The following is a 24,444-nucleotide window of genomic DNA, read 5'->3' as shown; positions in this document are numbered from 1 at the left end:
AAGAATTAACGTAATCAGATGGAAAACGAGCATCTGCTTTTCAAGCGGAATCCAATACCTATGTTGGTCTATGATCTGGATTCCCTGAACATACTTGATGCGAATACTGCAGCCATAGAACAATATGGCTATAGTGCGGAGGAGTTTCAGCAGATGACACTGGAGGATATCCACACTAGTGAGAGTGTCAAAAAGTTGCACCAGGTATTGAATAACCTTGATTCAGGAATCAACAAATCAAGGATTATCCAGCATAAAGAGAAAAGCGGAGATATTTTTTATGTCCAGGTGATGTCGCATTTTTATCCATATGAGAGTTACAATTCCCGCCTGGTGGCTGTTATGGATATATCAGAAGAGGTGGATGCACGCCTGGAAGCCGAACAGGCCTACCGTGAGCTTGACCTGGTAAAAGAAAACCCACTTGCCATGATCACGTGGGACAGTAAACTGAGGGTTACCGAATGGTCCCGGAAGGCAGAAGAGATTTCTGGATATCGCAGAGAGGATATGCTGGGGAAATCTTTGTTTAAACTGGATCTTTTTCCAAGCGATATCAAGGAGTTTTTGAATGGAGGGTTCGAGGGGATAACCACGGAAGGAACCTCCGGGCAGTTGGAAACGGTGATTCAGAATAAGGATGGAAGAATAATAGATATTCGAATTCATACCTCGGTTTTGCAGGACAAGGGGGGACGGCCTCAAACTCTGCTCACTTTTGTAGAGGATATTACAGAGACCAAGCGGGTAGAGCGGAGACTGTGGCGACAGAATGAGATGATCCATTTTGTGAATAACCTTTCGTACTCGGTTGGTAATCTGGACAATTATGATGAGGCGCTCCAGGTTGCTATTGGCAAGATATGTGACTTCATCGGGTGGCCGGTGGGGCACGTGTACAAGCGGGGAACAGAAAATAAGTTTGAAAGTTCTGACATATGGCACCTGGAACATCCCGACAGGTATCCGACTATTATTGAGCGTTCCAGGAAAACGGACTTTGTATTGGGCAAGGGATTTCTTGGGGAGGTTCTCCGGCAGGGTCGACCGCTTTGGATGAAAGATATTGATACCAGGAAGGGATTTATGCGCAACGCGTTTGATCTAGATTTGAACGTTAAAACCTGTTTTGCGTTTCCTGTGAAAGCCCGGGGTGAGCTTTCGGTCCTGATCGAATTTTTTAATGACGAGTCGCTGCCTGAGGTACCGCAAGTGTTGGAGCTGGCGGAAACCATTTCGAGTCAACTGGGGCCGATCCTGGAGCGTATTTGTGCTCGTGAAGAACTCGAGTTAAGTGAGAGAAAATACCGGCGGTTGTTCGAGCGTGCCACCGACGGTATCGTGATTTTGGAGGGCAGGGAGATTATCGATTGTAACGGCAAAATGGAAGAGATTTTTGAGTGCCTGCATGAAGATATCATTGGGGAAACGCCATTTACCTTTTCACCGGAAACACAACCTTCTGGGCACAGTTCGAGCACAAGGGGGCAACAACTTATTCGCAAGGTGCTAAATGGAACCCCCCAGCATTTTGAGTGGAAACACCTGACGAAAAAGGGCAAACTTATCGACACGGAAGTGACCCTGAATAAACTGGTGTTAGAGGATGGTATATATATACAGGGAATCGTGCGCGATATCACCAAACAAAAAAAGGCAGAAAAAGCCCTGAAAAGGAGTGAAGAGCTATTTAGAAATTTGTTTTTACGTGCCCCTGTGGCGATGCTGATGGTAGATGAAAAAAATAAAGTGCAGATGGTGAATAGTAATTTTGAAGATCTTTTCGGTTACTCCGAAAATGAGATAAAATTCAAAGATATTGATCCATTTATCGTACCAGAGGGAGAGTACGAAACCGCCCCCAAAATGCCGGGAAAAGAGTTTCTGAACAAGGATTTCATTAAAGAGTTCACCCGCATTACGAAGGATGGTCAAAAAATTGATGTGCTACTGGGGGCTATACCGGTGTACCTTGACGGGCAGCCACTGGCGGGATTTGGAATTTATATTGACATTTCGGATCAGAAAAATATTCAGCGTAAGCTCGAAAACTCACTTAAAGAAAAGGAGATCCTGCTTAAGGAGATTCACCACCGCGTAAAAAATAACCTGGCGGTGATTTCAGCTCTTCTCGAATTACAGGCTTTTAATGAACAAGAGGATAAACTTTCAGGCTTGCTGGGAGACAGTCTGCTGCGGATTAAAACGATGGCGCTGGTACATGAAACACTCTACAAGACAGAAAATTTTGCCCACCTTCAACTGAGCAGTTACATCGAAAAGCTCATTGGTTTCAACAATGAGGCGATGGCAACTACAGAGAAGGATATAAAAATAGATCTGAATATTCAGGATATTAATCTGAATATTAACCAAGCCATACCTTGTGCGCTTATTTTGAATGAGTTTGTCTCGAACGCTTTTAAATATGCTTTTGAGGGAAGAAAAAGTGGGGAGCTAATGGTCCGGATTTGGAGAGACGAGGAGACGGTCCACGTGATTGTGAAAGACGATGGGGTGGGGCTGCCCGACAACTTTGAAGAACTGCGAAAGGTTTATATGGGAATGACCTTGATTGACCAGTTGACAAAGCAGGTTAATGGTGAGCTGAACATTCACAATAACGATGGTACTACATTTGAATTAATTTTTGAAAAGGAGAATGCTTCAGGTTCAAGCAGTCACTATTTTAAATAATTTGTAGTTAGAGAGCTTTATCAATCGGGTATTTAAACTGGGTTATAACCGTGTTAATACCTAAGTGAATGATCCTACAGGAAAAATCATTTTAAGAATATGCTTAGGTAAAATATCTGGTTAGAAGCAATATTCAACTTTTTTTCATATAGTAGTTTATCATTGGCTAGCTTTAATCAGGATTTTTCCTTAATGCCAATAATAAAACTAGATAATCTGGCTGAGGGGTAGATCCGTATCAGGAGTTCATATGCCAAGTTCAAGCTTGCTGTTCCATGAAAATCCCAATCCGATGTTGATTTTTGATATGGAAACACTCCGTATCACGGAAGTCAACCAGAGCGCTGTTGAAAAGTATGGATATTCAAAAGAAGAATTCGGCAATCTTACCATAAAGGATATTCGTCCACCTGAGGATATACCAGAGTTCAGGAAAACGTTCAAAACGCTCTCATCGGGAACGAATCCCCAGGTAATCGGTACGCACCGTCATAAGACGAAAGAGGGGGAGCTGTTTTATGCCAAGATCACAACGCAACCCTTGCCAGATGAGCAAGGCCAGAAGCGCGTAGCCCACATTTTTGATGTCACAGAATTGGTTGATCTAAAACAAGACTACAATGAGACTTGCCAGGAGTTGGCCAAGCATATCGAGACCAACCCGTTGGCGTTGATCAAATTTAACAGCAATTTTGAGATCGTCCGTTGGCCCCCCCGGGCCGAAGAACTATCTGGATTCAAAGCTGAAGAAATGGTTGGTAAAAATCCTCTGGAAACAGGATTTATAGTTGAGGAGGAAAGAGGAAATGTATTGAATAGGATGAAAGCCCTTACATCAGGAGAATACAAATCTGACTACTTTGAAACCATTGTTAAAAACCGTGATGGCAAAAGGTTAGACATAAAGTTCCATACCTCCGTTTTGAGAGATCCGGATGATGGTTCTTTACAGTCTGTCCTTACTTTTCTTGAGGATATCAGTGAAGAGAAGGATTATCAGCGAAAACTTGAGCAGGAACAACAACGTCTTGAAAGGGCCCAGCAATTGGCAAAGTGTGGCTGGTGGAGTTATGAGGTCAAAGATAACAGGGTAATCTGGTCGGATATTATGTACGAATTGTTGGGAGTAGAGAAAGAGGCGTTTGGGGCAACATTCGATGCTTTTTATAACCTGGTACATCCCGAAGATTGTACCAGGCTCGAACAAGTTATGAGAAGTGTCGAGCAAAGTACCCAGCCTGTTGACTATCAGCTCAGAATATTAAATGAGGGAGATGAGCTGATTTACATCGACTGTCGTGCCCAAAGTGAATTCAATAGTGATGGTGAAATGGTGAGAATATCGGGTATTGTGCAGGTTGTTACCAAACAGGTGAAGTCGCAAAAGCAGTTAGAGCGCAACAGGACGTTGTTTCAGAACCTGTTTTTGCAGTCACCGGTGGCTATGGTAATGATTGATAAAAAGAGAAAAATCCAACGGGTGAATGAAAGTTTTATGAACCTGTTTGGATATCAAAAGGAGGAGCTTTTGGGTGAAGAACTGTTACGCATCTTATTGCCGGAGGAGAGATATAACGAAATCCCCTCTTTATATAAAAATGCATTTTCCGGCCGGCAAAAATATTACGAAGACCAGCGGATTAATAAAGACGGGGAAAAAATTGATGTGCTTGTCGGGGCACTGCCGGTAATTATTAACGGAAGTGTCGATGCCGTGTTTGGTATTTATGTGGATGTCACCAGGCTTAAAATGACGGAGAGCCAGCTCAAGGAGTCATTGCACGAAAAGGAAGTTCTTTTGGCTGAAATTCATCATCGTGTTAAAAACAACCTGGCCATTGTTTCCGGGTTGCTTGAACTGGAGGGCATGGACTGGCAGGATGAAAAAATTCGTAATGCGTTTATGGAAAGCCAGCTGCGTATTAAATCTATCGCAATGATTCATGAAAAGCTATATCAAACCAATGATTTTGCGAATCTGCAATTTGAGGATTACATAGAGGAGCTGGTTGTCAGCATAATTGATACGCTAAACATCAGTTCCAAACAGATTGAAACTGAGGTAGATGCCGATGATATCCGACTTAATATAAACCAAGCCATTCCATGTGCATTGGTAATTAATGAACTGGTAACCAATGCCGTTGAACATGGTTTTGAGGGAGCCCAAAAAGGCAAAGTGACGGTGAAAATGAAAGAGGAGGCGGGCAATATTAAAGTGGAGGTTAAAGATAATGGCCGCGGTTTGCCCGACAAAAACCCCGATATTTATAGCCACTCCCTTGGCCTGACATTAGTAAAACAGTTGGTGAAACAGCTGGATGCAAAGATTGAAACACGAAATGGAGAGGGGGCTTGTTTTGAAATGGTGTTTAAGAAAAAAGCAAAAACGGGCGCGGGGAGCAACTATTTTGTCTAGATTTCCAGTAGCAATATTTGATCAGTGAGCAAATATTTTGTCTAGCAGTATCCGTGCTACTTCTCTTTTTGAGCCGCTGATCTCCTGCTTTTCACCATTTCCCAATAACAAAACCGTATTGGTATCCACGCCGAAACCGGAATCGTTCTCAGATAGAGAGTTTGCAACTATCCAGTCTATATTCTTCTCGTTGAGTTTACGCGTAGCATTTTCCACAAGATTTTCCGTTTCCATTGCAAACCCGATCAGAACCTGGCCGTTGCGCCGTTGTCCTCCCAGCCAGGAAAGGATGTCTGGAGTGGATTTTAGCTTGATCTCAGAAGATGCGTTATCCTTTTTTACTTTCTGATGGTGATAATCGGTTGGGGCAAAATCAGATACCGCGGCCGACATAATAACCACATCAGCCGTTGCGTATTCCCGAACTTTTTCATATAGCTGTTCAGCGGTTTCAATTTCAATGGTTTCCACGCCCGAGGGAGGAACAAGCTGAACGGGACCGTGAATGAGCGTAACATCCGCTCCAAGCCGTTGTGCCGCCTCCGCCATGGCAAAGCCCATCTTTCCGGTACTTGGATTTGATATGAACCGGACCGGGTCAATATGCTCCCTGGTGGGACCCGCCGTTACGAGCACGGACTTGCCGCTTAACAGCTTATCCTCTTTTTTTTTAGAAACGATTAATGTTTCGGCCTTTTTGAGGATAGTCTGCGGTCCCGGCAGGCGGCCTTTGCCCTCAAGTCCACTGGCCAGGTAGCCCTCTTCCGGTTCCAAAATGTGATATCCGAACTCTGCAACTTTTTGTAGATTCTGCTGTGTAGCGGGAGCTTGATACATTCCGCCGTCCATGGTAGGACAGATCAGGATCGGGCAGCGGGCAGCCAGTACCGTAGAGGTGAGCATGTTATCCGAAAACCCATGCACAATTTTTCCAAGCGTGTTTGCCGTGCAGGGGGCAATCACAAAAAGGTCAGCCCATTCGCCCCATTCAATATGCCGAGTCCACGCATCGGCAGAGGAACTTTCGGGGAACACTTCCACGGCGACATCGTGCCTGGAAAGGGAGGCAAACGTCTCGGTTCCCACAAAACGCGTGGCCGAGGGGGTCATGGTAACGCGTACCTCAGCACCGGCTTTCTGAAATTCACGCAAAAGAAAAGCAGCCTTGTAGGCTGCTATCCCACCGGTTACGCCTAAAATAATGCGCTTACCGGAAAGCATACGTTAGTCCTCGTCTTGAGGATAACGGAAATAGATTTCGCCGCGCTTCATCTCCTTCACGGCGCGCTGTGTGGCATGTGGCAGTTTTTCAAACTCTTTAGAGATGTTTTCCTGCTCTTCATTGAAAGAGAACTCATCGTCATCTTCAAAGCCCTCAAAATATTTCAGCTTTTCATCCAGCTGAAGTTTTTCCTGGGCTGCAAGTTGACGCGATCGCTTGGACATAATCACAATCAGTTCATACTGATTGCCCGTGTCCTTGTTGAGTTTCTCAATATCTAACGTTTCTATAGACATAAAAGCTGCTTTTAACTAATAAAATTGGTGACAATTTGTTTGACTTGGCTGTATGCTTCTTCCAGGTCATCATTAACTACAACGTAGTCGAACTCATCAGCGTATTGCAATTCTTTTCGGGCTTCCTCCAACCGGACTTGCACCTGCTGTTCGGTTTCAGACTCCCGGTTGAGAAGCCGCCGCTTGAGTTCTTCCATCGATGGTGGCTTGATAAAGATCGCAATACAATCGGAGCCGTACATCTGTTTCACATTCAGTGCTCCCTTCACTTCAATATCAAGCAGAGGAAAATACCCAGATTCCACAAGTTTATCAACTTCAGAACGCAGGGTGCCATATCGGTTTTTGCCATAGTGCTCCCATTCCAGAAACTCCTTTTTCTGTATTTTTTCGTAGAACTCCTCATCAGTAAGAAAAAAGTATTCCCGACCATTCTTCTCACCTTCGCGCGGAGATCTTGTGGTTGCAGAGGTGGAAAATTTAACGCGGTCAATATCTTCGAGCAACATGTTGGCGATCGTGGTTTTGCCGGAACCACTCGGCGCCACTATGATTATAACTTTGCCTTTTTTGTTTTTTTGAGAGGACATCAGGTTTGAAGATAGTGGAGTATTTTTTTGAAATAGATACGTTTTGCGCTATATATCCAGTCGAGTTTAGTTACTTATAAAGTGTAAAGAACTACTTCAGGTCCAAAAGAAATCAGCGTAGATCTGCTCAATCAGTCTCATCCGTGTTCTATCCACATCATTCAATATTCTGCACCTGTTCCCGGATCTGCTCCAGGTTCTCTTTGGCGTGAACCACGTGTTTGGAGATTTCAGAACTGTTGGCTTTCGAACCGATGGTATTAATTTCGCGGTTGATCTCCTGGGAAAGGAAGTTGAGTCGACGTCCCACCGACTCATCCTGCTCCAGGGCCTCCCGGAAGAATTTGATATGTGACTGCAGGCGGACAACTTCTTCTGTGATATCCATTTTGTCAGCCAGTATTGCCACCTCCATCTCCAGGCGCTCGGGATCCAAAGACTCATCACTGATCAGGTTTTGCAGGCGTTCAGTGAGCTTTTCACGCGCCTCTTCTGCACGATCTTTGGTGAGCACGGATATCTTTTCCAGCAGTTCATCAATGTTTGTTATGCGCTGATGCAGATCGTTTTCCAATTGCTTGCCCTCTTGGCGGCGCATCTGGTTAAGCTGTTCTATAGCTGCATTGACTGCTTCTTTGGAGAGCTCCCATATTGTTTCAAGGGTTTCTTCGTCCTGCTCGCGACTCACAAAAATATCATTAAACGTCATCAGGTTTCGCAGGGTTACCGGCTGGTCTATGTTTGCCGCCGCACGGAGATCTTCCAACAGCTTTTTGTAGCCTTTGACCAGCTCTTCACTGAATGTGACCTCCGGTTCACCGGTCTTCACCTGGTTAAGCCGGATGTTTATATTCAACTTGCCGCGATTAATTTTTTCCTGGACTATTTCTTTTAAATCGAGTTCTCTCTCCTGAATCTCTTGGGGCATCCGGATGGAAAGGTCCAGGTATCGGCTGTTAACCGCCCGTATTTCAGCAGTAAGTGCAATTCCGTCAGACGAGGCTTCACCCCGTCCAAAGCCGGTCATTGATACTATCATATAAAATTAGGTTGAGACGAAAAATTATAATTGAAACAAATAATGAATCTAAAATAAAAAAGTACTATTCAGATCGAAATTTAAATATGTGCGTCGCACTTTGGAAGTGCGACGCACATATGCTTATTTCAGCACTTCATTTTTAACCCGTTCTCCGAGTTCATCAGCCAATTTGTGCGTTGCTGCTTCAGAATATACACGGATGATCGGTTCTGTATTTGACTTTCTCAGGTGTACCCAGCCCTCATCAAAATGAATTTTTACCCCGTCAATCGTAATGAGGTCGTGGTCGGCATATAGCTTTTTGGCATTTTCAAGCACCTGGTCTCCGTCAATGCCGTCCAGCTGCAGTTTTTTCTTGCTGATATGATAGTTTGGCAGGCTTGCGTGATATTCGGCCAGCGTTATATCCCGTTCGGCCAGCATCTGTAGCACCATGGCTACACCAACCAGCGCATCGCGTCCATAATGCAGGTCAGGATTGATAACACCACCATTTCCTTCTCCGCCGATTACGGCATCAACTTCCTGCATCTTCTTGACAACGTTGATCTCCCCCACAGATGACCGGTAGCAGGTCTGACCATACTTTTTTGCAATATCATCAGCTACCCGGGAGGATGAGAGGTTGGTCGCCACGTTTCCTTTCCGTTGGTTCAGGATAAAATCGAAAGCAGCGGCTTGCGTATTCTCTTCGCCGAAAAGTTCGCCGGTATTGGTGACCAGTGCCAGGCGGTCGGCATCGGGATCCGTGACAATTCCAAGATCGCAGGATTTATTTCGAACCAGGGCACAAATGTCCTGCATGTGCTCGGGCAGCGGCTCGGGATTGTGGGCAAAAATGCCGGTGGGAGCTTCATTTATTTTATGGATGGTCTGCACGCCGAGTGCCTCCAGCAGCGGCGGAAGTGCTATTCCACCGGTTCCATTCACTGGATCAATTGCAACTGAAAATCCGGCCTGTGAGATTTTGTCTGAATCGATATAAGGCAGTTCCAGGATACGTTCGATATGCTTGTCGATGGCATGCTTGTCAGTGAATACCGAGCCGATCGCATTGTATTGCTGGTAATTGAATTCGTGTTTTTCTGATATATAAATAACTGCTTGTCCCTGTTCTGAGTCCAGGAATTCACTCTTTTCATTCAGCAATTTCAGGGCGTTCCATTCGGCGGGATTGTGGCTGGCAGAAAGGATAATGGCGCCATCGGCATCCTGTTCCAAAACAGACATCGCTACGGTGGGGGTGGGCACTACACCGACTTTGACGACATCACAACCCACAGATTGCAGGGTGGAAACAACAATATCTTCACAAATTTGCCCGGTAACCCGCGTGTCACGTCCCACTACTACGGTTCCACGGTCGATCCATGTGCCATAGGCGGCGGTAAAACGAGCAAGATTTTCTGGTGTTAAGTCTGTTCCAAAAACGCCCCGGATACCCGAGACAGAAATCATTAAGGCCATGTTATTTTTCTTGATTCATAAGTTATGAGTTTTGAGCGTAGAGATCACTTTACTCAAAACTCATTGATTATAATTGCAGTAGTAATAATTATTTTTTGTCGTTTCTCTCAGGTTTCCACCTTGTCTCATGGTTCCCGTCACGGTGATTTTCAAAACGTGCCACTACAAAAAGCAGGTCAGAGAGACGATTTAAATATTTGATAGCAAATTCAGAAATTTCTTCATCCATTCCACATCGCACTACTGCGCGTTCCGCTCTCCTGCAGATGGTGCGGGCCACATGCAGATGGGCTCCGGATTTTGAACCCCCGGGCAGGATAAAATTTTTAAGTTCGGGTAGCTCTTCTTCCATCCGGTCGATCGCATGTTCAAGGGATTTTACCTGGTCTTCTCCTATTCGTTCGATCCGAGTGCGTTCAGAAGATGGGGTAGCCAGGTCGGCTCCTAAAATAAAAAGATGCTCCTGGACTGTTGTCATGATTTCTGTTCCTCGCTCGGAAAGCCCAAAGCTCAACGCCAGGCCCAGCCAGGAGTTTAGCTCATCCACCGTGCCATACGCCTCAATTCTCTCAGATGACTTTGAGACGCGGTCGCCCCCAAACAGGGAAGTGTCACCTTGATCACCTTTTTTAGTATAAATTTTCATAAGATAATTCCTGTCATTGACACGGCTAAAGTAAGCAGCCCTCACCAGAGTTTCAGCTTCAATTTGGGAAGCAACTATTTAATAATATTACCACGATTGGGTAAAAGGGCGGTGACCAATTTTATTACTCGGCGACGATCCCCCAGTTTTTTATATGCAATACCCAATGCTCCAGCCTTTCCAATTGATCCAGCATGTGCTGGTTTCTCGGCTTTGGACAAGCAAGTGTCAGGGTTACATAAAGATATTCCGACTCGAGTTCCCTGAGATTGAATGTGGATTTAATCTGATTAAGCTCATTCTGCCTATTGTAGGGTTAGGTTATCCTGACATTGATCGTGGGGGCAATTGCCTGCAGATCAGCATTAGTAAATGCAAAGTTGTACGGTGTGCCCATATGGCTCAAGTGAAAGATAGCCGATAAATTTCGAACCTTTTCAAGGTATTATTTTGATATCTTCATGGTCAGTTTAAGTTCAACTATATTTTTAGTCTCACTGTATTTATTTGTTCAGTTTAATTTAAGAGACTTCAGATACCTCATTGACATATACTTATTTTCAATAAACTAATTTAAAGTCATGAAATATTTCGAATATTCACAATACGGAGTAAAAAAGTTAAAAAACAAATCATTAAAAAAAGTATCCGGGGGTGTACCATGGTGGATTCCTGTTGGAATAGGGATTGCATATAATGAGATTAATGATATATGGGAATCAGGCGGTGATAATCTTAAGGAAGCTTATAAAAATGGTCAAGAATGGGCAAGAAATGTTTAATAAATTAAGAGAAAAGAGGGATATATTTTATCAATTCAACTAATAATCGTGCCAATACGAATTTAAATTATAAAAAAATTAAAGAGCTGAATTTAAACGAATTGAAAAAATGGAATGGTGGCGGGTTTATAACCGAGGTGGCTGCATGGTTAGCAGGTGCATGGGATATTCATAGCAAACGTATACAAATGTCACCAGACGAAAGGGCATCATTAATTAGAAAACATGGATTAAGAGATTAAGTGCCCTGTTTAATAGAGTTAGCCTTATTTTTTATAAGACTAACTCCTATTTTATCGGTCCCAGAGTAGGGTATAACCCCGCACTTCTAGTGCAGAGAAGCATTCAGATCATGTTAGAATATAATTCTATTATGCGAAAATTAATGATCAGGATTCTAATTATATCAGTATACTTTGTAGTAGATATCTTCTACACGGTTTGGAAAAATAAAGATCAATTAGATTTTGATATAATTATTGAAAAATCCATACTTTTTTTGGTAGTGTGTTTCTCGGTATATTTGCTAACGCGAAATGATTCTGACTCTTCTCCTAAAATAATTACTTGATAAAACGACAAAATTGTAGAGCTACAATAGGTATCACATCTTTTTAGCAGGATCTCAATATTATATTATTGGGTAACAAAGCTTTCACCCAGATTTTCGTATGTAATTCCCAGGTGTTCCAGCCTGTCCAGCTTATCTATCATCCGTTGAGCATCAGACTTTGGGCATGCAAGTGTCAGGGTAACATCTGCGAGGTACTCCGACTCCATTTCTTTTAGACTGAATGTGGATTTTAGCTGATCAATCTCATTCTGGCGATTATACGGATAAGTGATCTTCATATTAACTGTTGGGACAATAGACTGAAGGTCCGCCTTTTCAATGCTGAGTTTCGCTGTATAGCCATATGCTTCAATCAACCCCGATTTCCCCAGTTTGGTCCCGCCGTAATAGCGAACGACAATCAGCCCTCCATTTACAATTTCAGCAGATTTAAGCCGATTCAAAATGGGGAGTCCGGCAGTTCCCCCCGGTTCTCCGTCATCCTGGGCAAATTCCTGTATGTTTGTGGGATCAATCCGGTATGCGTAACAGTGGTGTGTGGCGTCGTGGTATTGGGATTTGATCACTTCGAGCTTTTTGTCGAAAAGATCGGTATTTAGAGCGGGAAAAAGATAGCCGATAAATTTAGAACCATTATCGCGATACGAAGCGGATACTTCCTTGTTAATTGTATACAATTTTTGAAAGACTAAGTGTAAAATTATTGAAATAAGCAGGTTGCCCGGTGGACCATTAACTGCTACAGTTGGCTAATCCCTGAGACTTCGTTGTCATCCTCTTTCCGGTATCGAAATTGACAAGAAAAATTGATGCTGTTTTAAGGAAAAGTCAACGCATATTACCCTTGCCATGTATTGATTCCAAAATGTTTCGAAGTAGGTGATACATTGCTTAATTTTGTAATTGTAAAAGAATAACATAACAATATTATCTTTTTAGGCTGCTACTAATTTAGACTTTGTCTTAATAAGCTTTTGGGCTGAATTTGGTTTTTTCGTCTTGCCTTTTTGTTTATTTCGCTTCATTTTCACTGCTCGGAACGAGGGGGTCTAAACAACACGTTTGGGCATCCGTACTTTAAAGAGGAAAAATCACCGATCATAGCGTAATGCCATCATTCTTACAAGCATTTGAATCACAAGTTGGTAGGAAAATTTTAACCGGGGTCACAGGCGTTGGGCTCATCCTTTTCATTATAGGCCACCTGGCGGGAAATCTTACACTTTTTGGAGATGCCCAGGCTTTCAATGAGTACACTCTTGGTTTAGAAAGTTTAGGATGGATCCTGTATATCATTGAAGCAGTGCTTGTCGTAGGATTTCTCCTGCATGCATACCTTGGCGTATCCATCTGGCTGAAACGCAGGAAATCGCGGCCGGAGGGATACAAAGACTACAGCAGTAAAGGTGGAGCAAGCCATGTAAGCTGGGCATCTAGAAGTATGATTTTTACCGGCATTGTACTTTTTGTTTTCGTTGTTATTCACCTCGATACATTCAAGTTTGGTGCCACAGAAACGGTCATGATTGATGGGGAAGCAGCTCGTGATCTAAAGTCTTTGGTGATCGAAAAGTTTCAAAGTCCGCTGTATGCTTTTGGGTATACGTTTGTCATGATTCTGCTTGGCTTTCATCTCAAGCACGGGTTTTGGAGTGCGTTCACCTCATTGACAATGAAGCACAACAAGTTTTCCGGGATTATCTACACCGTTGGTATCATCTTTGCCATTTTAATGGCAGTCGGTTTTATCTTTATTCCGCTTTACATCTATTTCACAGGCGGAACCGGCGCTCTCTTAACACCTTGACAGAGCACCGATGAGGCGGACCGGGGCTCAGACATGCCGGGCTCCGTATCATCAGTGTTCCAAATAAAAATGGAGTTTATTTCATGAACTTAGATTCAAAAGTTCCATCTGGACCGTTGGAGGAAAAGTGGTCCAACCATCTGAACGATATTAAACTGGTTGCTCCCAACAATAAGCGCAAGCATAACGTGATTGTTGTTGGTACGGGTTTGGCCGGTGGGTCTGCAGCAGCCAGTTTAGCTGAGCTTGGATATAATGTCACCAGCTTCTGCATCCAGGATTCGGCCCGTCGTGCACACAGTATTGCAGCGCAGGGGGGAATTAACGCGGCCAAGAATTATCCGAATGATGGCGACAGCATATGGCGCCTGTTTTATGACACGTTAAAAGGCGGCGATTACCGGTCCCGCGAATCAAATACCTACCGACTGGCGCAGATCTCTAACGAAATTATTGACCAGGCCGTGGCACAGGGTGTGCCGTTTGCACGTGAGTACGGCGGATTGCTGGCTAACCGTTCGTTTGGTGGAGCCCAGGTTTCCAGGACTTTTTATGCCCGCGGACAAACCGGGCAGCAGTTGCTTTTGGGAGCGTACCAGGCAATGATGCGCCAGATTCACGAAGGCAAGATTGATTACCATCCGCGCCAGGAGATGCTGGACTTGGTGACCATTGATGGAAAAGCCCGGGGAGTTATTACCCGTGACCTGGTTTCCGGTGAGATCAAGCGATGGATTGCAGATGCAGTAGTGCTGGCCACCGGTGGATACGGAAATGTGTTCTATCTGTCCACCAATGCAAAGAACTCAAATGTAACAGCGGCATGGCGCTGCCACAAGCGGGGGGCAGCTTTTGCCAATCCCTGCTACGTGCAGATACACCCGACCTGTATCCCGGTTTCCGGCGACTACCAGTCCAAGCTGACACTGATGAGTGAAAGTCTCCGAAATGATGGACGCGTCTGGGTCCCCAAAAAGAAAGGGGATGAACGGCCACCGAACCAGATTCCTGAGGACGAGCGTTACTATTACCTGGAAGAGAAATACCCGAGTTTTGGAAACCTGGTGCCTCGCGATGTGGCTTCCCGGAACGCCAAGATTGTTTGTGATGACGGCATGGGCGTAGGTCCTACGGGACGTGCGGTATACCTGGATTTCCGTGATGCAATAAAGCGCGACGGTAAAAAGACGATCGAAGAGAAGTATGGTAACCTCTTCGAGATGTACGAGAATATTACGGGCGATAATCCCTATGAGGTGCCGATGCGGATTTTTCCCGCTGTGCACTATACCATGGGCGGGCTCTGGGTGGATTACAACTTGATGAGTAGCATTCCCGGTCTGTTTGTGGCTGGTGAGGCCAACTTCTCAGATCACGGTGCCAACCGACTTGGGGCAAGTGCCCTGATGCAGGGACTCTCCGATGGGTATTTCATTATTCCTTACACCATTGGTAATTACCTGGCGAATAATGAGATCGCTTCTACTGACACTAAACATGACGCCTTCAATGAGGCAGCGCAAAATGCCCAGGGACACATCGACAAATTGCTCAATGTGAAAGGTGACAAGAGTGTCGTCGAGTATCACCGCGAACTGGGACAGATCATGTGGGACAAGGTTGGCATCGCCCGTAACGAAGAAGGATTGAAGAAGGCGATCAAGCAGATTCGCGAGTTGCGAGAAGATTTCTGGCAGAATGTCCGCGTGCCCGGAGAAGCGGCTAATTACAACAAATACCTGGAGTTTGCCGGTCGTGTTGCCGACTTCCTTGAGCTCGGTGAACTGATGGCCGAGGATGCCCTGCATCGCGATGAGTCTGCCGGCTGCCACCTTCGTGAGGAGCACCAGACCGAGGAAGGAGAAGCCCTCCGAAATGATGAGGAGTTTTCATATGTAGCAGCCTGGGAGTTCAAAGGATTGAACGGGCAGCTTGAGGAAGAACTCCACAAGGAAAATCTTGAATTTGAGTTTGTAGAACTGAAACAACGTAGTTATAAATAGAACACGGTTGACACGGATTTAGCGGATAAATACAAATTAAACCGCGATAATCCGAGATCTTTGCGTTATCCGTATTCTTGTAAAACATGATTGAATTATGGCAGATACAATGACCATACACCTAAAAGTCTGGCGGCAGGACGGTCCTGACAAGCCGGGCAAGCTTGTTGATTACACCCTGGACAATGTAAATGAGCATATGTCCTTCCTTGAGATGCTGGATGTTTTGAACGAGCAGCTTGTTGCCAAAGGAGAGGTGCCGGTTGAATATGATTACGACTGCCGCGAGGGAATTTGTGGCTCGTGTAACCTGGTGATCAACGGTACTGCTCATGGTCCGAAAGCTATGACTTGTACATGCCAGCTGCACATGCGCAATTATAATGACGGGGATACTATTGTTGTTGAGCCCTTCCGTGCAAAAGCATTTCCCGTGATCAAGGATCTGGTCGTAGATCGTAGCGCCTTCGATCGCATTATTGAGGCCGGAGGTTATGTATCTACAAAAACGGGTTCTGCTCCCGATGCCAACTCCATCCCCATTGAAAAGGCTACGGCCGACACAGCGTTTGATTATGCCACCTGTATTGGATGCGGAGCGTGCGTTGCTGCCTGCCCGAACTCTTCAGCCTCACTCTTTACCGGTGCCAAGCTGGCTCACTTGAATCGACTGCCACAGGGTAAACCGGAGAAAAAGCGCCGCACTATTTCGATGGTTGAACAGATGGAAGAAGAGGGTTTTGGCGACTGCTCCAACTTTGCCGAATGTGAAGCCGTCTGCCCAAAAGGAATATCGATTTCTGCTATCGCTGAGATGCGCCGAAATTACATGAAAGCGGTATTTGCCGGAGAAGAGATTTAGGTTTTAGAATTAGCCTGATATGAAGGGGATGATCTCTTTGGAGGTCATCCCTTTTTTCATGAAAGCAATGTGCAGAATGAATCGTACTGGTTTCTTCAAGGCACTTATTAGGTTAGCCTGAGTTCGATATAAGAATTGCTATAACTCATGACTGTTATCCTATGAGGCTTTGATAGCCGATTATCTTGTATGTAAGATCGTCTAACTTTACATATCCATTGGAATCAGGATGGGCAGGATCAAAGGATTTTCGGGATCTCTTCTCAGGTAAACATTACCATCCTGCAGATCCTCTAATCCTGTAAATCCCCGGTTCTAATTTCACCCTCATACTCACGCCTCACCTCAGCTGCTTTTGATGCCACTCCATCTACTCCTGCATCCTACAGTGCAGGTGTTATAAGCTCTAATCGAGAGGAGATTCAGCGATCCCTTGGGGGCAATCCCTCAATGACAGGTTTTATATTGAACTGACGTTAGGTTAATGCAACCAGAGGTTGCGGGATGACATGGCAGACCAGAGGTCAGCCACGAGATGTTTCATCCTATCCCATCTCGTTCCGTACCTCCTGTGCGGAACGTCAATCCAGTACCTCGGGTACCTTTACCCGTAAGAAAATAAAATGGACACTACTACCCATGGCGCCTATTCTTTTTGCTTCGGAGAGTAAACCCGCATTCGCCTGCCCTCCATAGTTCAGCCTACGTAGCCGTGCTACTTCGGCGAAGTAGGCCTTTACGCGACGGAGGGCCTTGCTGAGGAAAAATTTCTTGGTGAGGAATCCGGGCTAGAACTCACGCTATTTATTCCTATAGGGCTAAGAGGATTAATCCCGTAGGGTTCGACACCCAAACCCTATAGGGCCAAGACATTCAATACTATAGGGATAAGACAAGCAACCCTATGGGGTTTATACCTTTAATCCCATAGGGTTTAGCCCTTTAGCCCTTTAGCCCTTTAGCCCTACAGAGTTAAGAGTTATATTAGTTTGAGATGCTAAATACGGGTTTTGGGAAGCTTAGAGAAATCCTCAGCCGAGACCAACTCTCGGTATATAAAAGCCCATTTCGTACAGAAATCTACAGCTTCTTTTTTAACCGCCCGTAAATCTCATCCAATGGCAGCTGGTTTTCTTCGCTGGCCTCCATATCCCGGAAGGTGAACTTGCCTTCATTCAGCTCATTCTCTCCTACAATAATGGTATACCGAGCATTTTCACGGTCGGCATCTTTCATCTGTGATTTTATGGAGCGCCCCGCGTAATCCATCGTCGCTGAGAATCCTTTCTTTCGGAATTCCGGAAGCTGTTGGATCGCCCAGCTTCGGGCTTTATCTCCAATAGTCACGATGTAGAGATCGACGGATTTGGGCTCTGAGAGTTCAATATCCATCTCTTTACAGGCCAAGAGCAGGCGCTCAATGCCTGCCGCGAATCCAACCGCTGGCGTTGGCTGCCCGCCCACTTCCTCTACCAGCAGATCGTAGCGACCACCGCCGGCCAGCGCGTCTTGGGCGCCCAGGTCCGGACTGATAAGCTCAAATGCTGTGCGGGTGTAGTAATCGAGTCCACGTACCAGGTGTGGATCCTCTTCATACGAAATGCCCAGCTCGTTGAGGTACTGCTTTACTTTCGCATAATGCTGGCTCGATTCCTCATTCAGGAAGTCACCGATCACCGGTGCATCTTCAATAAACGGCTGGTCTTCTTCCTCTTTTGAATCCAAGATTCGGAGCGGATTCTTTTCCAACCGGTTCTGTGAGACCTCACTCAACTCATCTTTATGAGGCGTGAAATAATCAATCAGCGCTTGCTTGTAGGCTTCCCGGCTTTCGGGATCCCCTACAGAATTTATCTTCAAGCTCATATTTGAAATACCGACGCGATCATAAACACTTATCATGAAGGCCATGCACTCCACGTCGGCGATCGGGTCGTCACTGCCCAGGATTTCGGCGCCGAACTGGTGGAATTGACGCTGCCGACCTTTTTGGGGCTTTTCAGCACGAAACATGGGACCGATGTAATAGAGATTTTGGGTGCCGCCGCGCTGCTCCAGGTGATGCCCCACAAATGCCCTCACGACAGGCGCAGTGCACTCCGGGCGCAGTACGTACTGGTCGTCTCCCCGTTCAAAGGCAAACATCTCCTTGGAGACAATATCGGTAAGTTGACCGATGCCGCGAGCGATCAGCTCCGTCTGCTCCAGGATGGGCGTGCGAATCTCCTCAAAATTAAATTTTTTGGCTTCTTCGTGGATAATGCGTTCTACCGCCTGCCATTTTTCAACTTCCCCGGGAAGGATATCGACCATCCCAACGTGCGTACGATATTTCGGTTGCGCCATGAATCGGTTGTTCTTAATAAATGTCTCGGTTTCAATTAGCTGGTCAAAGATAACAGAGGCTGGGGAGAATATCTTCGATGATTTTGTAAGGATTTGGCTTGAACCCTATCTATTGAATGTAAGCAGCCACAGACAATCACAGATAGAGAGGAGAAGAAATGTACAACCCAAGAAAACACGAACGTAAATCCATCAGGCTAAAGGGAAAAGATTATACTGAACCTGGAAACTAATTTATTACGCTATGTGTCAGTAATCGCGAAAAAATATTTGGCTCCGTTTACAATGGAAGAATGATATTGAATGATTTTGGAGAGATAGGGAGAAAAGAATGGAAGCAAACTGAGAAAATCCGAGAAAATATAATAATCGATGAGTTTGTTGTGATGCCAAACCACTTACATGGAATCATTACTATTCAATGGCAGTGGTGTAAGGGCACGATGCATCGTGCCCCAACAGACAAGAAATCAAACGTTGAGAAATTTGGAAAACCAACGTCAAATTCTGTCCCTACTATTGTTCGATCATACAAAGCAGCCGTGACCAGACAGATTAATCAAATTAATAAACAGCCTGGTGATAAAATATGGCAAAGAAATTATTTTGAACGCGTGATTCGAAATGATACAGAACTGGAAGAGATCAGGAAATATATCAGGGAGAATCCAAGCAATTGGTCCAAGGATAAACTCAATATTTAGTGGCTCTACATCCCCGTCAAAACAATTTTGCCCGTATTTTTATTGTCAGCCATTTGCTGGTGTGCTTTCTCAGCGTCCTGCCAGTCGTGGACTGAGTCGATGACAGGGCGGAGGAGATCCCGTTCAAAAAGATCGAGCGTTCGGGCAGAGAATTCTTGCGTGAGTTTGATCTTATACTCAAGCGAACGTGAGCGCAGGGTGGTACCTCTAACCGATAATCGCTTTTGCAGAATCGGGATGAGGCTCATATTCTTGACTTTGTGTCCGCCCAGAATGGCCAGCAGCACGAGCCTTCCGTCTTTGGCCAGCACGTTGATGTTCTTATTCCAGTAGGAGGCCCCGACAAAATCGATAATCAGATCAACAGAATTAGAACCGAGGTCCCGTTCAATCTGATCGGAAAAGTTCACCTTCTTGTAATTATATGTGAAGTCTGCTCCCAGCGTTTGAGCGGTCTCCAACTTTCGGTCTTTGCCGGCTGTAGCCAGGATACGAGCTTCAGAAAGATGGCTGCTCAACTGGATGGCCGAGGTCCCGACGCCACTGCCTGCCGCATGAATGAGCACGGTTTCTTTTGGTTGGAGTTGTCCCACCCAGTGCAGGGCCTGGTAGGCGGTTAGAAAAGTCTCTGGAATTGCTGCCGCTTCTTCAAAAGACAGATTGTCCGGGATCGGCATCGCCATCTCTTCATGGATAACACAAAATTCAGCATAGCCACCACCGGGGAGCAGGGAGAAGACAAAATCGCCCGGCTTCCAGCGTGTTACGCCCGGGCCCACTTTTTCTACGATCCCCGCCATTTCAAGTCCCAATATGTTGCTTGTGCCCTCGGGAGCAGGATACTTCCCCTGTCGCTGTAAAAGATCAGCTCGGTTGAGCGCAGTGGCTTCAATTTTGACCTGTATTTCGTGGTCGCCCGGTTCAGGTGTATCTATATCCTGTATTTGAAGTGTGGAGTTCTTGCCGGGATTGAGAACGGTAATGGCTTTCATGTAAAAAGAATATCTCGGTTACAGGGTTTTATGGAACCAAGATATGCAAAATCCTTAGGTTTTAAATATGCGATGGAATGTCTCTCTCAATAACCAAAAACAAAATCGTTGGCGTAGATAGGTTTAATCACCGGTATAATCACTATACATTCTAGTGGAATACCACTAGTTGACTTGCAACAGGGCCCAGACGGGTTTGTGATCCGACAACGGTCGTTCCATTTCAATAATACTGCCATCCAGTGCTTTAACTTTCGAGGGGTTATACAGGATGTGATCGATCACCTTGCCGCTTCCAATATCAGTCGAATCAAATGCGTTGTGCGTATTAAGTTTAGTGATATCAGTTCCCAGGTCGTTCCAACTGGGTACAAAACCGGCATCTGCGAACATCTCATAGTCGTTACTAATATAGTTGTCATTTGAGGGAATGAAGTTGAAATCACCGAGCAAAATACTGGTTTCTACATCCTGTTTTTCCCTGAGATAGTAGGCAAAATGAGCCAGTTTCGCTGTTGTCTCCCGGATATGTTCAGCATCTCTCCAGCCAAAAGGGAAGTGCACAGAATAAATTGTGATTTCTTTATCGTTAATAGCGGTTCTGGCCTTGGTGACCGTGTGTAGCGTGTCCGTCATCAGGATCTCCTCATAATCATATAACGGGGTTCTGCTGGCTATACTTTTATATTTATCCTGATGTCCTGCTGTTGTATATCGGCCAACGACAATATGGCTGAGTCCCAGCACTTTTGCGACGTCTTCAGTCGACCCGCCACCCGGAGCCTCTGAAAAGCAAACGATATCAAGATCATAGGGCAATAGTGCTTCACCTATCTCTTGTGCGGTTGCATTACTGCCGACTTCCACATTATAGGCAGCCACCCTTAAGTGTACTTCCTTTTCTTGCTGTCCTGACATTTCACCACATGCCATAATTAACAGTGCAGAAAATATTGTGAAACTGAATTTTATGATCGCCCCCATAATGACACCTAAATATAGATTTGTGGTGTAAGATATGTCTAAGTGTGAAATGGAATCGTTTTCAATTTAAGGGATATTATTACTGTGGTCTGCAAAAGTCAAGTAAATGTAAATTCTGTTCTTTTCGGAGATGATCATAAGGGGAATAATGGTGTCAGTAACTGTCTTTATAGTTAATAAATGGTGATTTAGGTAAAATGTTCCTGTACGTGATGCATTATGGAGAGAGTTTCTGAAACGGGGTTATCCATTGCTTTAAACTATTAGTAACGGGCATTAAAAAGATTGACTTTTGAAAACGTTTTCATTAAATAGGGAAAAGAGCCCGCCTTATAGATGTTTTTGTTGTGGTTTATGTTGAAGGAATTAGAACATAAGAATGAGCAATTTTAGTGTAAGCTTCGCTTGAGGTGTTAAAGCTGGTGATGGGTTCTATTGTTTGAAAAATAATTCAATACCCATTTGGGACAGGCCATTTGAAACGTTTGATCTTTAAGATATTCCTTTGGGTTGGTGTGGTGTTTTCCTTCGCTTTGTCGGGTCAAAAGAAGGCAGGCATTACAAGTGAATTTATCCCATATTCGCAAAAAGTTCCGGGTTCTGAGCTGGGTATTGAACTTGTACCTGTAACAGGCGGGACATTTTTGATGGGGAGTCCAGTCCAGGAAACGGGAAGGGAGGCGGACGAGGGGCCTCAACATCAAGTGAAAGTAGATTCCTTTTGGATGGGAAAGTATGAAATTCCATGGGAGGTTTATGATCATTTCCGAACTGTTCACATCGACTCATTCCTGGTTCAGGAGACTTCCAGCAGGGGAGCTGCAGGAATTAACACAGATGCCATTTCACAACCTACTCCCCCCTTCGTTGACATGAGTTTTGGGATGGGATACGAGGGGCATCCGGCCATAAGCATGACTCATTATGCCGCCGTTATGTTTACAAAGTGGTTAACGGTCACAACGGGCACTTTTTATCGGCTACCAACAGAAGCAGAATGGGAATACGCATGCAGAGCGGGAACAGGGGGAGCATACCATTTTGGAGAGGACGCAGCATTGCTTGATGAATATGGATGGCACTATGGTAATAGTGACAGGAGTTATAAGGAAATTGGCCAAAAAAAGCCGAATCAATGGGGACTTTTTGATATGCACGGCAACGTTGCGGAGTGGACCGCAGATCAGTACCTGGAAGACTACTTCGGGCAGTTGAAAGGCGAAGTCTCAGAGAACCCCTGGTTTCGACCGGACAAGCTTTACCCGCGTGCTGTCAGGGGCGGCTCGTGGAGAGATGACCCGGATGAGTTGCGATGTGGAAACAGGAGGGGGTCGTCGCCTCAATGGAAAATGCTGGATCCCCAGCTGCCGAAGAGCCTGTGGTGGCATACCAGCGCCCCGTTTGTGGGATTCAGAATTATACGTCCGCTAAGTTCTCCCTCGTGGGAAGAGATGGAAAAATACTGGGTTGAAGCGATGGAAGATTTTTGAAAGTAGTGTAAACGTGAACTGGGATCGATAAGTAAAAAAGGGTGGTGTTATGAATAGTCAAAAAGATAAAAACAGGAACAGTATTTCAAGGCGGGACTTTTGCAAGACGACTGCCTTTGCTGCCGGAGCGGGGATGCTCTTTGGGTCCCTGCCGGTTGGCGCCAGTGCCTACGCTGGTGCCAGCGATACCCTGAAGCTTGCTTTAATCGGTTGTGGTGGTCGGGGAAGCGGGGCTGCCAGGCAAGCATTGACAGCAGATAAAGGGATAAAGCTGGTGGCTATGGCGGATGTTTTCAGGGATAGGCTGGACGGCAGCCTGCAGAGGCTTAACGAGCGTTTTGGCTCTGATCAAATTGATGTCCCTGAAGAACACAAATTTATCGGTTTTGAGGGCTATAAAAATGCAATTTCAGTAGCCGATGTTGTTATACTGGCCACGCCGGCCGGATTTCGCCCTCTTCATTTTGAAGAGGCTATTAATGCGGGCAAGCATGTTTTTATGGAAAAACCCCTTGCAACGGATGCGCCGGGTATCCGGAAGGTGCTTGAGGTTGGAGAGCTAGCGAAGCAAAAAAATCTGAATGTAGTCGTTGGTCTGCAACGGCATTATCAAAATAGCTATCGCAAGGTTTCGCGGCATATTAATGACGGGGCTGTTGGTAAAATTGTCTCCGGGCAGGTCTATTGGAATATAGGGGCTCACTGGGTACGCGAGCGGAATCAGCTGCAAACGGAGTTGGAATACCAGATGCGAAATTGGTATTACTTTACCTGGTTGTCGGGCGATCATATCCTTGAGCAGCATATCCATAACATTGACGTAGCCAATTGGTTTATTGGAGAATATCCCATATCCGCGCAGGGAATGGGTGGACGAGAGGTACGCGTGGGTCCGCAACATGGAGAGATATTCGACCATCACTTTGTCGAGTTCACCTATCCCGGTGGAGCTGTGATAGCCAGCCAGTGTAGGAATCAAGAAGGTACGATGGGAAGAGTGGGCGAAATGTTCCAGGCTACGAAAGGAACGGTGGAGACCGATAATAACAGCAATGGAATGATCAAGATCTGGGATGGAAAAGTGTTGTTGGATTACAGGGGTGACCAGGATATCAGTCCCTACCAGCAAGAGAACAATGAACTGTTTGCCTCTATCCGGAAAGGGGACGTGATTAATAACACAGAATATGGTGCCAAGAGTACAATGGCAGCCATCTTGGGGCGAATGGCGACATATTCAGGTAAGCAGGTCACATGGGATGAAGCGATAAAATCCAACAGGAAACTGTTTGAGCCCGAAGGATTTGGATGGAACAGCCCACCCCCGGTAGTGCTTGACCGGAGTGGAAATTATCCCTCTGCGCGTCCCGGTGTCACGGAAGTGTTATAAGCGGAAATAGTCCCTACGGAATTAATGCCTGACCTTCAGCTTAACCATTATGTGGTTGAAATGGCAGTGATAAAAAATAAGGGGTGGGTATCGGGCATCCGGGACGATCGTTTTGAGGATAGGGGTCCCCT

At 45.4% G+C, this 24,444-nt stretch carries 19 protein-coding genes; 9 read left to right on the top strand and 10 right to left on the bottom strand.

All coding sequences use genetic code 11. The features are described from left to right. Positions 1-18 precede the first annotated feature (18 nt). Both NC796_RS11475 and NC796_RS11470 read left to right on the top strand, forming a co-directional pair. Positions 19-2,697 carry a PAS domain S-box protein gene (locus NC796_RS11475; protein ID WP_310684546.1) on the top strand — a complete coding sequence of 893 codons (2,679 nt, stop codon included), beginning with the start codon at positions 19-21 and terminating at the stop codon, positions 2,695-2,697. Positions 2,698-2,947: 250 nt separating this feature from the next. Continuing rightward, a complete protein-coding gene (locus NC796_RS11470) occupies positions 2,948-5,116 on the top strand; it encodes a PAS domain S-box protein (protein ID WP_310684545.1) in 2,169 nt (722 codons plus the stop codon). A 21-nt stretch (positions 5,117-5,137) separates the two neighbouring features. Here the strand turns inward: NC796_RS11470 and coaBC are convergent, their stop codons facing one another. The 6 genes from coaBC to NC796_RS11440 form a co-directional block, all read right to left on the bottom strand. Then, the gene (gene coaBC / locus NC796_RS11465; RefSeq protein WP_310684544.1) at positions 5,138-6,337 is read right to left on the bottom strand and encodes a bifunctional phosphopantothenoylcysteine decarboxylase/phosphopantothenate--cysteine ligase CoaBC; all 1,200 of its coding nucleotides are present in this window, start codon (positions 6,335-6,337) and stop codon (positions 5,138-5,140) included. 3 nt (positions 6,338-6,340) lie between these two features. Next, positions 6,341-6,634: a DNA-directed RNA polymerase subunit omega gene (locus NC796_RS11460; protein ID WP_310684543.1), complete on the bottom strand. Its 294-nt coding sequence runs from the start codon at positions 6,632-6,634 to the stop codon at positions 6,341-6,343. 11 nt (positions 6,635-6,645) lie between these two features. Continuing rightward, a complete protein-coding gene (gene gmk, locus NC796_RS11455) occupies positions 6,646-7,224 on the bottom strand; it encodes a guanylate kinase (protein WP_310684542.1) in 579 nt (192 codons plus the stop codon). 157 nt (positions 7,225-7,381) lie between these two features. Then, positions 7,382-8,263 carry a YicC/YloC family endoribonuclease gene (locus NC796_RS11450; protein WP_310684541.1) on the bottom strand — a complete coding sequence of 294 codons (882 nt, stop codon included), beginning with the start codon at positions 8,261-8,263 and terminating at the stop codon, positions 7,382-7,384. Positions 8,264-8,386: 123 nt separating this feature from the next. Next, a complete protein-coding gene (gene glmM, locus NC796_RS11445; protein WP_310684540.1) occupies positions 8,387-9,733 on the bottom strand; it encodes a phosphoglucosamine mutase in 1,347 nt (448 codons plus the stop codon). An 88-nt stretch (positions 9,734-9,821) separates the two neighbouring features. Then, positions 9,822-10,379 carry a cob(I)yrinic acid a,c-diamide adenosyltransferase gene (locus NC796_RS11440; protein WP_310684539.1) on the bottom strand — a complete coding sequence of 186 codons (558 nt, stop codon included), beginning with the start codon at positions 10,377-10,379 and terminating at the stop codon, positions 9,822-9,824. Positions 10,380-10,960: 581 nt separating this feature from the next. Between NC796_RS11440 and NC796_RS11435 the strand changes: the two genes are divergently transcribed. After that, entirely contained in the window at positions 10,961-11,161 is a 201-nt protein-coding gene (locus tag NC796_RS11435) for a hypothetical protein (RefSeq protein ID WP_310684538.1), read from the top strand. Between the two features lie 636 nt (positions 11,162-11,797). Here the strand turns inward: NC796_RS11435 and NC796_RS11430 are convergent. Then, a complete protein-coding gene (locus NC796_RS11430) occupies positions 11,798-12,412 on the bottom strand; it encodes a YigZ family protein (protein ID WP_310684537.1) in 615 nt (204 codons plus the stop codon). A 431-nt stretch (positions 12,413-12,843) separates the two neighbouring features. Here NC796_RS11430 and NC796_RS11425 point away from each other — a divergent pair, with 431 nt between their 5' ends. From NC796_RS11425 to NC796_RS11415, 3 genes are all read left to right on the top strand, one after another. Further along, complete coding sequence (locus tag NC796_RS11425) at positions 12,844-13,542, top strand: succinate dehydrogenase cytochrome b subunit (RefSeq protein WP_310684536.1); 699 nt, start codon at positions 12,844-12,846, stop codon at positions 13,540-13,542. An 83-nt stretch (positions 13,543-13,625) separates the two neighbouring features. After that, positions 13,626-15,545 carry a fumarate reductase/succinate dehydrogenase flavoprotein subunit gene (locus NC796_RS11420; RefSeq protein ID WP_310684535.1) on the top strand — a complete coding sequence of 640 codons (1,920 nt, stop codon included), beginning with the start codon at positions 13,626-13,628 and terminating at the stop codon, positions 15,543-15,545. A 109-nt stretch (positions 15,546-15,654) separates the two neighbouring features. Continuing rightward, positions 15,655-16,407, top strand: a complete 753-nt coding sequence (locus NC796_RS11415; protein WP_409070371.1) for a succinate dehydrogenase/fumarate reductase iron-sulfur subunit — start codon at positions 15,655-15,657, stop codon at positions 16,405-16,407. Between the two features lie 1,080 nt (positions 16,408-17,487). Here the strand turns inward: NC796_RS11415 and hisS are convergent. Continuing rightward, positions 17,488-18,753: a histidine--tRNA ligase gene (gene hisS, locus NC796_RS11410; protein WP_310684533.1), complete on the bottom strand. Its 1,266-nt coding sequence runs from the start codon at positions 18,751-18,753 to the stop codon at positions 17,488-17,490. A gap of 299 nt (positions 18,754-19,052) precedes the next feature. Here hisS and NC796_RS11405 point away from each other — a divergent pair, with 299 nt between their 5' ends. Further along, the gene (locus NC796_RS11405; protein ID WP_409070370.1) at positions 19,053-19,457 is read left to right on the top strand and encodes a transposase; all 405 of its coding nucleotides are present in this window, start codon (positions 19,053-19,055) and stop codon (positions 19,455-19,457) included. A gap of 5 nt (positions 19,458-19,462) precedes the next feature. Here NC796_RS11405 and NC796_RS11400 read toward each other — a convergent pair whose 3' ends face one another. Both NC796_RS11400 and NC796_RS11395 read right to left on the bottom strand, forming a co-directional pair. Beyond that, entirely contained in the window at positions 19,463-20,449 is a 987-nt protein-coding gene (locus tag NC796_RS11400) for an NAD(P)H-quinone oxidoreductase (protein WP_310684532.1), read from the bottom strand. Between the two features lie 165 nt (positions 20,450-20,614). Then, on the bottom strand, positions 20,615-21,382 hold the full coding sequence (locus NC796_RS11395) for an endonuclease/exonuclease/phosphatase family protein (protein WP_310684531.1): 768 nt from the start codon (positions 21,380-21,382) through the stop codon (positions 20,615-20,617). A gap of 527 nt (positions 21,383-21,909) precedes the next feature. Between NC796_RS11395 and NC796_RS11390 the strand changes: the two genes are divergently transcribed. Beyond that, positions 21,910-22,923, top strand: coding sequence for an SUMF1/EgtB/PvdO family nonheme iron enzyme (locus NC796_RS11390; protein ID WP_310684530.1), 1,014 nt, complete (start codon positions 21,910-21,912; stop codon positions 22,921-22,923). Positions 22,924-22,972: 49 nt separating this feature from the next. After that, entirely contained in the window at positions 22,973-24,313 is a 1,341-nt protein-coding gene (locus NC796_RS11385; RefSeq protein WP_310684529.1) for a Gfo/Idh/MocA family oxidoreductase, read from the top strand. The last annotated feature ends 131 nt before the right edge of the window (positions 24,314-24,444 follow it).

This window comes from Aliifodinibius sp. S!AR15-10, assembly GCF_031569985.1.
Taxonomy (GTDB): Bacteria; Bacteroidota; Rhodothermia; order Balneolales; family Balneolaceae; genus JAMQKA01.
Note: the sequence above shows the minus strand (reverse complement) of the source record. Positions and strands in the feature narration are given on the sequence as shown.